Origin of the sequence: Mammaliicoccus sp. C-M13, from assembly GCF_022386845.1 — a bacterium.
Taxonomy (GTDB): Bacteria; Bacillota; Bacilli; order Staphylococcales; family Staphylococcaceae; genus Mammaliicoccus; species Mammaliicoccus lentus.
In genome coordinates, this window is sequence record NZ_JAJNHQ010000011.1 from 41861 (window position 1) to 54067 (window position 12207).

At 32.8% G+C, this 12207-nt stretch carries 11 protein-coding genes; 8 read left to right on the forward strand and 3 right to left on the reverse strand.

The window, feature by feature from the left end; all coding sequences use genetic code 11:
* Nucleotides 1-125: 125 nt before the first annotated feature.
* Nucleotides 126-1259, reverse strand: a complete 1134-nt coding sequence (dnaN, locus tag LQ615_RS09785) for a DNA polymerase III subunit beta (protein WP_016999184.1) — start codon at nucleotides 1257-1259, stop codon at nucleotides 126-128.
* Between the two features lie 164 nt (nucleotides 1260-1423).
* A complete protein-coding gene (dnaA, locus tag LQ615_RS09790; protein WP_016999185.1) occupies nucleotides 1424-2764 on the reverse strand; it encodes a chromosomal replication initiator protein DnaA in 1341 nt (446 codons plus the stop codon).
* 548 nt (nucleotides 2765-3312) lie between these two features.
* On the opposite strand from dnaA, the gene rpmH reads away from it, so the two are divergent.
* The 8 genes from rpmH to LQ615_RS09830 all read left to right on the forward strand — a co-directional run bounded on the left by rpmH (nucleotide 3313) and on the right by LQ615_RS09830 (nucleotide 11335).
* Nucleotides 3313-3450: a 50S ribosomal protein L34 gene (gene rpmH / locus LQ615_RS09795; RefSeq protein WP_016999186.1), complete on the forward strand. Its 138-nt coding sequence runs from the start codon at nucleotides 3313-3315 to the stop codon at nucleotides 3448-3450.
* A 97-nt stretch (nucleotides 3451-3547) separates the two neighbouring features.
* Nucleotides 3548-3892: a ribonuclease P protein component gene (gene rnpA, locus LQ615_RS09800; RefSeq protein ID WP_016999187.1), complete on the forward strand. Its 345-nt coding sequence runs from the start codon at nucleotides 3548-3550 to the stop codon at nucleotides 3890-3892.
* 30 nt (nucleotides 3893-3922) lie between these two features.
* Nucleotides 3923-4717, forward strand: a complete 795-nt coding sequence (gene jag, locus LQ615_RS09805; protein WP_214269659.1) for an RNA-binding cell elongation regulator Jag/EloR — start codon at nucleotides 3923-3925, stop codon at nucleotides 4715-4717.
* A 117-nt stretch (nucleotides 4718-4834) separates the two neighbouring features.
* On the forward strand, nucleotides 4835-6214 hold the full coding sequence (gene mnmE, locus LQ615_RS09810; protein WP_103268569.1) for a tRNA uridine-5-carboxymethylaminomethyl(34) synthesis GTPase MnmE: 1380 nt from the start codon (nucleotides 4835-4837) through the stop codon (nucleotides 6212-6214).
* A gap of 14 nt (nucleotides 6215-6228) precedes the next feature.
* On the forward strand, nucleotides 6229-8103 hold the full coding sequence (mnmG, locus tag LQ615_RS09815) for a tRNA uridine-5-carboxymethylaminomethyl(34) synthesis enzyme MnmG (protein WP_070044814.1): 1875 nt from the start codon (nucleotides 6229-6231) through the stop codon (nucleotides 8101-8103).
* A gap of 1 nt (nucleotide 8104) precedes the next feature.
* On the forward strand, nucleotides 8105-8821 hold the full coding sequence (rsmG, locus tag LQ615_RS09820; protein WP_103268567.1) for a 16S rRNA (guanine(527)-N(7))-methyltransferase RsmG: 717 nt from the start codon (nucleotides 8105-8107) through the stop codon (nucleotides 8819-8821).
* A gap of 41 nt (nucleotides 8822-8862) precedes the next feature.
* Nucleotides 8863-9705, forward strand: coding sequence for a nucleoid occlusion protein (gene noc / locus LQ615_RS09825; RefSeq protein WP_064204293.1), 843 nt, complete (start codon nucleotides 8863-8865; stop codon nucleotides 9703-9705).
* 175 nt (nucleotides 9706-9880) lie between these two features.
* A complete protein-coding gene (locus LQ615_RS09830) occupies nucleotides 9881-11335 on the forward strand; it encodes a carbon starvation CstA family protein (RefSeq protein ID WP_064211265.1) in 1455 nt (484 codons plus the stop codon).
* Nucleotides 11336-11457: 122 nt separating this feature from the next.
* On the opposite strand, the gene LQ615_RS09835 is transcribed toward LQ615_RS09830, so the two are convergent.
* Nucleotides 11458-12201, reverse strand: a complete 744-nt coding sequence (locus LQ615_RS09835; RefSeq protein ID WP_103268566.1) for a cyclase family protein — start codon at nucleotides 12199-12201, stop codon at nucleotides 11458-11460.
* Nucleotides 12202-12207 lie beyond the last annotated feature (6 nt).

Sequence of the window (12207 nt, forward strand, 5' to 3'; positions counted from 1 at the left end):
CTTCCTGTCAAGTTAACTTTACAATAAATCAATTTTTTTAGTGTGTCAAGTGAACTTGACATCTATTATAAAAAAATGAGGAACCCCTATTAATAAAGGATTCCTCAAGCTATAACTAAATATAATTAATATGTTCTAATTGGTAAAATCAATTGAATAACTGACTCGTCATCTTTTGGTTTAAGTATGAATGGTCTCATTGTTCCAAAGAATTCTACGTGTACATCATCGTTATCAATTGCTTTTAATGCATCCATCATATATTTAGAGTTAAAGGAAATTTTTAAAGATTCCCCTTCAACTTCTTCAGTAGTAACTTCTTCTTTTACAGTACCAATTTCTGGAGATGTAGAAGATAATTCTAATTTGTTAACGTCTGTAGATAGTTTAATAACATTGTTTCCACCTTCACGTGCTAATAGTGATGCACGATCAATTGCATGATAGAATTCGCTATTATTCACACCTAATTTTGTTTCATAATTTTCAGGGAATAATCTTGTTGTATCAGGATAGTTACCTTCTAGTAATCTTGAAATAAAGTTAATGTGTCCAACTTTAAATAACACTTGGTTACTAGCAAAGAATATGTTGATATCATCTTCTGAATCCGAAACAATCTTGTTCAATTCAGATAATGCTTTACCTGGAATGATTACATTTTTATCTTCTATGTCTTCATCTTCTAGTTTAAGCTTTCTTAATGCAAGTCTGTGTGAATCTGTTGCAGTACAGATAAGTTCTTTGTCTTGTATCAACCAGTTTACACCTGTCAACACTGGACGTGTTTCTGACGTGGACACAGCAAAGTTTGTTTGAGCAATAATATTTTTTAGTACTTTAATTGGTAATTTAATAGCATCATCTTCTGATACTTGTGGTAATAACGGGTATTGATCTGGGTCTAATCCACTAACATTAAATTCAGAATGACCTGAAGTGATTAATGTTTTGAATTGATCATTTGTTGATAGATTTACTGTTTTACCTGGTAATTTCTTAACGATATCAACAAAGAAACGTCCTGGAAGTACTACAGAACCTTTTTCTTCTATGTCTACTATTTTTTCACCATCAATATTTTCTTGAATTGTAATTTCAATTGATATTTCAGAATCTGATCCTGTTAATATAATACCTTTATCTGTTGCATCAATTTTAATTCCTGTAAGTATTGGTAATGTAGTTCTTGGTGAAATGGCTTTTAATGTATCATTCAATTGATTAAGAAAGTAATCTCGTTGAATTGTAAATTTCATAACTTATAAACTCCTTCCAGTCGTTATATATTAATTATATATCTTTTAAATTCGTAGTAATAGTAATAGGGGCTGTGGATTGGTGGATAACCTGCTTTAAAATGCGATATAAAAGTTATTCACATGTTGATAAACTGTGTATGGATGTGCACAACTTATCCACATTATCCACGTATTTGTTTTTCTAGTTGTTCTAAATCAGTCTTTAGTTCTGGATTATTTTCTATATCATTTCTAATTTTTTCATGAGCATGAATCACTGTAGTGTGATCTCTTCCTCCGAATTCTTCACCAATTTTAGGTAATGAGAAATCAGTAAGCTCTCTTGAAAGATACATTGCAATTTGTCTAGGATATGCGATAGATTTAGTACGTTTTTTGGCTGAAAAGTCTTCGATACGCACGTTATACATTTTTCCGACAACTTGTTGAATATCTTGAATCGTAATCTTAGTCGATCTAGGTGTCGAGATGATGTCTTTTAGTGCTTCAGCAACTAAATCAGTATTAATCGGTTTGTTTCTTAATTTAGAATAAGCCAAGACTCTTGTTAAAGCACCTTCTAATTCACGAATGTTCGATTGAATAGAATTCGCTATATAAGTAAGAGCTTCAACTGGTAAATCAAGGTTTTCTTCTTCAATTTTCTTCTGTAAAATTGCCATTCTCGTTTCAAAGTCAGGCGGTGTGATATCTACAATTAAACCCCATTCAAATCGAGTTCTTAAGCGATCTTCTAATGTTGGAATTTCTTTTGGTGGTCTATCACTAGAAATAACAATTTGCTTTTTGTTTTGATGTAAATCATTAAAAGTATGGAAAAATTCTTCTTGTGTTTGTTCTTTCTTTTGAATGAATTGAATATCGTCTATTAATAGTACATCGATATTACGATATTTATCTCTGAAGCTTTCTGTATCATTTTTTCTGATAGATTTGATAAATTCATTTGTGAATTTTTCACTAGATGTATAAAGAACGTTAGCGTTTGGATTTTGTTCTAATACATAGTGACCAATAGCGTGCATTAAATGCGTTTTGCCTAGGCCAACACCACCATATATAAATAGAGGGTTATAGGCGTTTGCAGGTTCCTCAGCTACAGCTAATGAAGCGGCGTGTGGAAATTGATTTCCTGGACCGATAACAAATGTATCAAAAGTGTTATTACTATTTAATTGGCTATTTGTTACTTCTTCATTTTCTTCAATTGTCTTACTTTTTGCAGGTTGTTCAGTAAAATCTTCACTTTCAAGATCGTCTTCTGATATAAATTTAACTTGAACTCTGTCGCCTATGACATTATAGATAAAATCTATGACATGTTCATGATATTTATTGGTTAACCACTCAGCTACAAAAGGACTTTGTGCTACAACTATTGCACGATTACTATCAATTTGATGTAGGTAAGTTCCTTTAAACCAAGTATTATAACCAGCAGAAGCGATTTGATCTTCGGCAATTGCTAATACCTGTTCCCAAATTTCTTCTTTTGAATTCATAAAAGTCCTCTTTCTAAAATTTTTATTGAGTTATACACATAAAATTGAATTGTTAATAAAGAAATACACAAGTTGTGAATAATTATCCACAACTTACTCACAAACGGTGGATAACTATTTATTCCAATTCCCTTGTCCACAATCTTTACATGCAAGAATCCAACTAAGAATGATAGTAATATCAACGGTTTGTATAACTTATCCACACAATTATACTTTTAAACAAAAGGAGTTGTCAAATGCCTGTGAATATGTGAGGAATTGTTAGATTATGTTGTGAATAAAAAATAAATTTTAATAATTATCCACAAAATGATTAATATTCACTGTGGATAAGTGGATAACTATTATTTTTCACATTTAAAAATTCTGCTTGATTTTTAAAAATCATTTTGTTATAGTTTAGTAGTTATTGAAATTGTGACATTTCACGTGTATGGTATAAATAATTTTGAAATTAATCTTCTGATATATATAAATGAATATCATACAAGCAATTAACTACTATTTAATTAGATGTTAAGAATAAATAATGGAGGTGTTCTTAAATGGTAAAACGTACGTATCAACCAAATAAACGTAAACACAGTAAAGTTCATGGCTTCCGCGCTCGCATGAGCTCAAAAAACGGCCGTAAAGTATTAGCTCGCCGTCGTCGTAAAGGTAGAAAAGTATTATCAGCTTAAGATCACTGAAGAGCAGTGGTCTTTTTTTTGTTTTAATTGATGAAATTGTTTTGTATAATAAACAATAATTAAGTGATGTATTGTGGAGTGGATGTTTGTGGAAAAGGCTTATCGTATAAAGAAAAATAGTGATTTTCAAAGAATATATAAAAAAGGTAAGTCAGTTGCTAATCGTCAGTTTGTTATTTATACTTCAGAAAATGATTGCGAACACTTTAGACTTGGCATCAGCGTCTCAAAAAAATTAGGTAATGCTGTTACTAGAAATAGAATAAAAAGGTCAATTAGAGAGTGTTTTAAAGTTCATAAAGAAAATATCATTCCGAAAGACATCATTGTTATTGCTCGTAACCAGGCAGTAGACTTGGAAGTACTCGAAACAAAGAAGAGTTTAGAGCACGTGTTGAAGATTGCTAAAGTTTTTAATAAACGTATTCCCTAAGTATTTTAATAATTACTAGGAGGTTGCAGTATGCTTAAATCAAACTATGAAGGACAATCAGTAGAACAAGCACTACAACAAGGTTTAAAAGATTTAAATGTTCAAGAGCAACAAGTAAGAATCGATGTAATAAATGAAGGTAAAAAAGGCATTTTTGGTTTTATGAAGCAAGATGCTCGTATTGAATTAACGATTATTGATCCAGAATTAAAAGAGTTTAATTCAATAGAAGATTTAAGAAATCGAAATCAACAAAATGAACAACAAACGCAAGATCTAGATGAAGATACAGAAAGCAACAATATAACAGAAGATAATGAAAATACCGTATCAGAAGATAATTCCAATCATTCTCAGAATGTGAAGAAAAACGCGTTAAATGACATCGCAGACCAAACATTAGAGTATATATTGAATATCATTAAAGAAATGAATATTAATGTAGAAGGGTCTTATAAAATTAAATCTAATACATTGTATATCGATATGTCGTCTGATCAAGCTTCCTATATAATAGGTAAAAGAGGGCAAGTGTTAAATGCCTTACAAACTGTCGGACAAAATTATATGCATCAATATATTAAAGGATATTACACGTTAATATTAGATATTGAATCTTATCGAGCGAAACGTAAAGAAACATTAGAGCAGCTAGCTATAAATATGGCTAAAAAAGCTAAACAAACGAAAAGACCAGTTAAGTTAGAACCAATGTATAACTTCGAAAGAAAGATAATGCATCAGGCATTAAGTAAAGTTGAAGATATCGAAACATACTCTGAAGGAAGAGAACCTCATCGATATTTAGTCATCAAGAATAAATGATAATGGTCGGAGTGAGTTATCTCGCTCCGCATTTTTTCGAACAATATATTCGAAAATTGTTACAAAACCATTTACAATCAAAAGAATGAATAGCATGAATGGTGGAGGAGAAAAATAATGGAACTAGATACAATTACAAGTATCTCTACGCCTATGGGTGAAGGCGCAATCGCAATTGTACGTTTAAGTGGTCCGGATGCGATAAGTATCGCTGATAGTATATATAAAGGGAAAAAACAATTATCAGAAGTCGATTCACATACGATTAATTACGGACATATTTTGGATCCTGACAGTGGCGAAATTGTTGAAGAAGTAATGGCGGCTGTTATGAGAGCGCCTAAGACTTTTACAAGAGAAGATATCGTAGAAATTAATTGTCACGGTGGTCTAGTAACTGTTAATCGTGTACTTGAATTAACGTTATCAAATGGAGCAAGAATGGCGGATCCGGGTGAATTTACAAAGAGAGCTTTCTTACATGGTCGTATTGACTTATCACAAGCAGAAGCAGTGATGGATTTCATACGTTCTAAGACGGAACGCGCATCCAAGGTAGCCTTAGGGCAGATGGAAGGGCGTCTAAGTGAACTTATAAAAGGGCTAAGGCAATCTATACTAGAAATACTAGCACAAGTTGAAGTTAATATAGACTACCCTGAGTATGATGACGTAGAAGAAGCAACATCTCAATTTCTATTAAAAGAAGCTGCTAACATAGAGCAAGAAATCGATAAATTATTGAAGACAGGTCAACAAGGGAAAATTATGAGAGAAGGCTTGTCTACAGTAATAGTAGGTAAACCAAACGTTGGTAAGAGTTCAATGCTTAATAATTTAATTCAAGATAATAAAGCAATCGTTACAGAAGTAGCAGGGACGACTAGAGACGTATTAGAAGAATATGTTAATGTTCGTGGTGTGCCTTTACGATTAGTGGATACAGCAGGTATTAGAGAAACAGAAGATATCGTAGAAAAAATTGGCGTTGAAAGATCAAGGAAAGCTTTGTCAGAAGCAGATTTAATATTGTTCGTATTAAATTATAATGAATCACTGACAGAAAGTGATTACCAATTGTTTGAAGCTATTAAAAATGAAGACTTCATAGTTATTATAAATAAAACAGATTTAGAACAGCACCTTGATATGGATGAGCTGAAAGAGATGATAGGTGACCATCCTATCGTACAGACATCGATGGTAGAACAACAAGGTATTGAAGAGTTAGAACAAAAGATATCAGAATTATTCTTTGGTGGACAAGTTCAGTCACAAGACATGACTTATGTATCTAATTCAAGACATATTGCACTGTTAAAAGACGCGAAGTCTTCAATTAATGACGCAATTCATTCAGCTGAAGAAGGCATTCCAATAGATATAGTACAAATTGATTTAATCAAAACTTGGGAATTGCTAGGTGAAGTTATAGGTGAAGAAGCAAGTGAATCACTTATTGACCAATTGTTTAGCCAATTCTGTTTAGGAAAATAAAAGGAGGAAAAATTTTGACACAAAAATATGATGTTATTGTTGTCGGAGCAGGGCACGCTGGTGTAGAAGCAGGATTAGCTTCAGCGAGACGTGGCGCAAAAACTTTAATGCTTACAATTAACTTAGATAGTGTAGCGTTTATGCCATGTAACCCATCAGTTGGTGGTCCAGCAAAAGGTATAGTTGTAAGAGAAATTGATGCACTTGGTGGACAAATGGCTAAGACAATTGATAAAACACACATCCAAATGCGTATGTTAAACACTGGTAAAGGTCCAGCAGTACGCGCATTACGTGCTCAAGCAGATAAAGTATTATACCAAGAAGAAATGAAACGTGTATTAGAAGATGAGCCTAACCTTGATATTATGCAAGGTATGGTAGAACGTTTAATTATAGAAGATGATGTAGTAAAAGGCGTGGAAATGGTTATCGGCACTCAATATCTAGCTGATTCTGTTGTATTAACAACTGGTACATTTTTACGTGGTGAAATTATTTTAGGTAACTTAAAATATTCAAGTGGTCCAAACCATCAAATGCCTTCAATCACATTAGCAGACCATTTAAGAGATTTAGGTTTCGACATAGTTCGTTTCAAAACTGGAACACCACCTCGTGTTAATGGTGGCACAATTGATTACAGTAAGACTGAAATTCAACCAGGTGATGATGTAGGTAGAGCATTTAGTTATGAAACGACAGAATATATTTTAGACCAATTACCATGTTGGTTAACTTATACGAATGAACAAACACATAAAGTGATTGATGACAATTTACATCTATCAGCAATGTATTCAGGCATGATAAAAGGTACTGGCCCAAGATACTGTCCTTCAATTGAAGATAAATTCGTAAGATTTAACGATAAACCAAGACACCAATTGTTCTTAGAGCCTGAAGGTCGTAAAACTCAAGAAGTTTATGTACAAGGTTTATCTACAAGCTTACCTGAAGAAGTACAACGTAAAATGTTAGAAACAATACCGGGACTTGAAAAAGCAGATATGATGAGAGCCGGTTATGCTATTGAATATGATGCAATTGTACCTACACAATTATGGCCGACATTAGAAACTAAATTAGTTAAAAACTTATTTACTGCAGGTCAAATTAACGGAACTTCTGGTTATGAAGAAGCGGCTGGTCAAGGTTTAATGGCTGGTATTAATGCGGCAGGAAAAGTATTAGGTAAAGAAGATGTTGTATTACGTCGTTCTGATGCTTATATCGGTGTATTGATTGATGACTTAATAACAAAAGGCACAAATGAACCATATCGTCTATTAACATCACGTGCTGAACACCGTTTATTGTTGAGACATGATAATGCCGATTTAAGATTAACAGATATCGGTTACGAAATTGGTATGATTTCAGAAGAACGTTATGCTAAATTCAATCAAAAACGTGAAAGTATCAAAGCTGAACAAGAGAGATTACAATCTATTCGTATTAAGCCGAATGAACATACACAAAGTGTTATTGAAAGCCGTGGAGGTTCAGCACTTAAAGATGGTATATTAGCTTTAGATTTATTACGTAGACCAGAAATGGATTACAATGCTATCATGGAAATCTTACAAGAAACTTCTCCAGTTAATGAAGACATCCAAGAACAAGTTGAAATTCAAACGAAATATGAAGGTTACATTCAAAAATCATTAGCTCAAGTTGAGAAAGTTAAACGTATGGAAGACAAAAAAATACCTCTGAATATAGACTATGATGCAATCAATAGTTTAGCTTCTGAAGCAAGAGAAAAACTTAAAGAAGTTAACCCGTTAGATATTGCACAAGCATCTCGTATTTCAGGTGTTAACCCAGCAGATATATCTATCTTACTTGTTTATATTGAACAAGGTAAAATCCAGAAGGTGGACTAAAATGAACGAACAAACTTTTATCAACTTATTAAAAGATTCAGGTATTACACTTACTGATCAACAATTAAAACAATTTGAGACATATTTTGAAATGTTAGTTGAGTGGAATGAAAAAATTAACTTAACAGCAGTAACAGAAAAAGAAGAAGTGTATTTAAAGCACTTTTTTGATTCTGTGACACCTGCTTTTTATGTAGATTTTAATGAAATCGAATCTATTTGTGATGTAGGAGCTGGAGCCGGTTTTCCAAGTATTCCACTTAAAATTATATATCCACACTTACAAATAACGATTGTAGATAGCTTAAATAAACGTATTAAGTTTTTAAATGAATTAGCTAATAAACTTGAAATAGATAAAGTGAATTTTGTACATGATAGAGCAGAAACGTTTGGCAAAGGACAATACCGTGAAAGCTTTGATTTAGTAACGGCACGCGCTGTAGCAAGATTATCTGTATTGAGTGAGTTGTGTTTACCACTAGTTAAAAAAGGCGGGCAGTTTGTTGCATTAAAAGGTTCTCAAGGCGATGAAGAATTAGATGATGCACAGTTTGCAATTTCAGTGTTAGGTGGAAAATTAAATAAAGTTTATGAATTTAAACTTCCATTAGAAGAAAGCACAAGACAAATAATTGCGATTGATAAATTTAAACAAACACCTAAGAAATATCCAAGAAAACCAGGAACACCTAATAAAGAACCTTTAACAAAATAATTTCCTGGGAAATACGTAAGAATGAAAGTGGGTAGATTGAAATGAAAAAACCTTTTTCTAAATTATTTGGACTTAAAGACAAAGAATTAGAACATATAGAAGAAGCAAGAAATGAAGGCAACGTCGCGATAATTTCAACAGAAAAAATTGTGCCTAACCGTTATCAACCGAGAAAAGTTTTTGATGAGTCAAAGATAAAGGAATTAGCGCAGTCTATTAAAGAACATGGATTGTTACAACCAATTGTAGTTCGTCCAATAGAAGAAGGTATGTATGAAATTATTGCAGGTGAACGCAGATTTCGCGCAATTAAACATAACGATCTACCTGAAACTGAAGCCATCATAAAGCCCTTAAATGATAAAGAAACTGCAGCTGTGGCACTTATAGAGAATATTCAACGTGAAAATCTTTCAGCTATAGAAGAAGCAGAGGCTTATAGAAAATTACTTGATTTAGAAGGAATAACACAACAAGACTTAGCTGTAAGCATGGGGAAAAGCCAATCATTCATAGCGAACAAATTAAGATTGTTAAAACTATCAGAGCCCATCGTCATATCATTACAAAAAGGTGAAATTACTGAAAGACATGCAAGAGCTTTGTTGGGATTAGAAGATGAAGAACAACAAGATGTCTTAACGGCTATTCAGTCACAAAATTTAAATGTTAAGCAAACTGAAGATCGTGTGAAAAAAATACGAGGATCTGAAAAAGTAAAAGCTAAACAATTTCAATTTGAACAAGATATAACTGAAGCAATTGATGCACTTGGACAAAGTATTAAAAATGTTGAAAAAGAAGGCATCAAAGTAAAACGTATAGATGAAGAGCATAAAGACTTTTATGAAATTACGATTAAAGTTTATAAAAGAAATTCTTAAATATAATATATGAATTATGACTACCACCAAATTATTTATTATTTTGGTGGTAGTTTTTTATTATTACTTATCCAATCGTATAAGTAGTGATTAATTATTTTTAAGTATTGTTTTTTACTAATATATAATTTATACTTTGATTTGAAAGCGTTTGCAAACAAAAGGGGGATTTTGCATGATAACATTTTTAGTATCAATTGCTTTGTTAATTATAGGGTATTTTACATATGGTAAATATATTGAAAAAATGTTTGGTGTTAAAGAGGAGCGTCCGACTCCTGCTCATGACCAACGTGATAATATTGATTATGTTCCTATGTCGACGAATAAGAACTCATTAATACAATTGTTGAATATAGCAGGTGTTGGACCGATATTTGGACCTATTATGGGTGCTTTATATGGTCCAGTTGCGTTTTTATGGATTGTTCTTGGATCAATTTTTGCAGGAGCAGTGCATGATTATTTAACAGGTATGATTTCTATACGTAATAAAGGGGCTCATTTACCTGAATTGGCGGGTAAATTTTTAGGTAATGTTATGAAACACCTTGTAAACGTGTTTACATTGTTATTGTTATTACTTACAGGGACAGTTTTTGTTACGAGTCCGGCGTTACTTTTACATTCGTTAATGGACGGTAGAATAGCTTTAGGTATTATTATATTTGTGATTTTCTTATATTATTTCTTATCAACAGTTTTACCGATTGATAAAATTATTGGTAAAGTTTATCCGATATTTGGTTTTATTCTAATGATTTCAGCTGTTGGTATTTTCATTAGATTGTTGATGACTGGTGCAGAAATTCCTGAATTAACGTTGAAGAATATGCATCCTGATTCAGCGCCTATCTTCCCACTATTATTCTTTACGATTACTTGTGGGGCTTTATCAGGTTTCCATGCTACTCAATCTCCAATCATTTCTAGAACGACAAATCGTGAGAAAAATGGTCGTATGATATTCTATGGCATGATGATTGCAGAAGGAATTATCGCTATGATTTGGGCTGCTGCTGCTATGAGTTTATTCGGTGGTTATGGTGGACTTCAAGAAGTACTAGCAAAAGGGGAAGCGGCGCTTGTAGTGAGTGAAGCATCTACTATGTTACTAGGCTCAGTATTTGGCACGCTTGCAATATTAGGGGTTATTGTATTGCCAATTACGAGTGGTGATACGTCGTTTAGAAGTGCAAGAATGATTCTTGCTGATTATTTCAACTTCGGTCAAAAGCAAGTTTGGAAACGATTCGCAATAGCAATTCCAATGTTTGTGATTAGTTTTATTCTAACTACAGTAGATTTCACAATATTATGGAGATACTTCTCGTGGGCTAACCAAACAACTGCAACTGTGGCGTTATGGATTGGTACGATGTATCTATTGTTATCTAATAAGAACTTCTATGTAGCTTTAATACCGGCACTCTTTATGACGTGGAATATATTCACATATATTTTAAGTCAGCCAATTGGTTTAGGTATAGATTTATCGCTTAGTTATTGGTTATCAGCTGGCTTAACGATACTATGGACGATGTATTTCTATTATATATATCGTAAAAATAGTGAAACAGAATTTGAAATTGATCATCAAATTTTATCACCAACAGCACCTAAATATTAATATAAAAGCAGAACCTTTCGATCTCCACCGAAAGGTTCTGCTTTTTTGTTACGTATTTATTTAATATAGGTAAGGGGCTGCCATATAATACTCGCTCAAAAATACTATATGGCAGTGTGCTATTAACTTGGGCTAATAGCAAATGCTCGGACAGGGAATCCGGGGGCATTTTTAGGTTTTGGACTAATGGCTAAAATGACTGAACCACGTGTTGGTAGTTCATCTAATCCGGTTAACAGTTCTATCTGGAATGTATCTAAACCGAGCACATAACGTTCACCTACGATGTCGTTATGTTTACGGATATCAATAGAAGCATCTGTATCGAACGTTTCATGTCCTATTGATTTTATTTTTCTTTCTTCGAATAAATATTTCAAGGCATCTAATGACCAACCTGGTAGATGCTCGTTTCCATCTGCATCTCTATTTTCAAATTGTTCTTTATCTGGCCAACGTTTAGACCAATCACTTCTAAAAGCGACAAATGTATCTTGTTCAATTTGACCATTCTCAGCTTCCCATTTAAGGATATGTTCTTTTGTTAATCTAAAGTCTGCATCTTGTTCAACTTCTTTTGAGAAGTCTAGTACTATTAAAGGTAAGACCGTTTCTTGTAAACCTAATTCATGTAGATAACGTTTATGTTCTACAAAATGAATAGGGGCATCTATATGTGTGCCATATTGTGTTGCAAATTGCCAAGATTGAGCAAAGAATCCATCATCTTTCACTTGATATAAAGTTTTCGTTTCAGCATTTTCAAATGATGAAAAATGTGGAGATTCAGAATCAAAAGTATGCGTTAAATCGACCCATTTATATTTCTTTAGTTGGCTCAGTGATTCCCACAATGGATATGACATAACATC

Bases quoted from the DNA above. Each gene is read 5' to 3' on its own strand.
- dnaN (WP_016999184.1), bottom strand. From the start codon at position 1,259: ATGAAATTTACAATTCAACGAGATTACTTTCTTAATCAATTGAATGAT.
- dnaA (WP_016999185.1), bottom strand. From the start codon at position 2,764: ATGAATTCAAAAGAAGAAATTTGGGAACAGGTATTAGCAATTGCCGAA.
- rpmH (WP_016999186.1), top strand. From the start codon at position 3,313: ATGGTAAAACGTACGTATCAACCAAATAAACGTAAACACAGTAAAGTT.
- jag (WP_214269659.1), top strand. From the start codon at position 3,923: ATGCTTAAATCAAACTATGAAGGACAATCAGTAGAACAAGCACTACAA.
- mnmE (WP_103268569.1), top strand. From the start codon at position 4,835: ATGGAACTAGATACAATTACAAGTATCTCTACGCCTATGGGTGAAGGC.
- rsmG (WP_103268567.1), top strand. From the start codon at position 8,105: ATGAACGAACAAACTTTTATCAACTTATTAAAAGATTCAGGTATTACA.
- noc (WP_064204293.1), top strand. From the start codon at position 8,863: ATGAAAAAACCTTTTTCTAAATTATTTGGACTTAAAGACAAAGAATTA.
- LQ615_RS09830 (WP_064211265.1), top strand. From the start codon at position 9,881: ATGATAACATTTTTAGTATCAATTGCTTTGTTAATTATAGGGTATTTT.
- LQ615_RS09835 (WP_103268566.1), bottom strand. From the start codon at position 12,201: ATGTCATATCCATTGTGGGAATCACTGAGCCAACTAAAGAAATATAAA.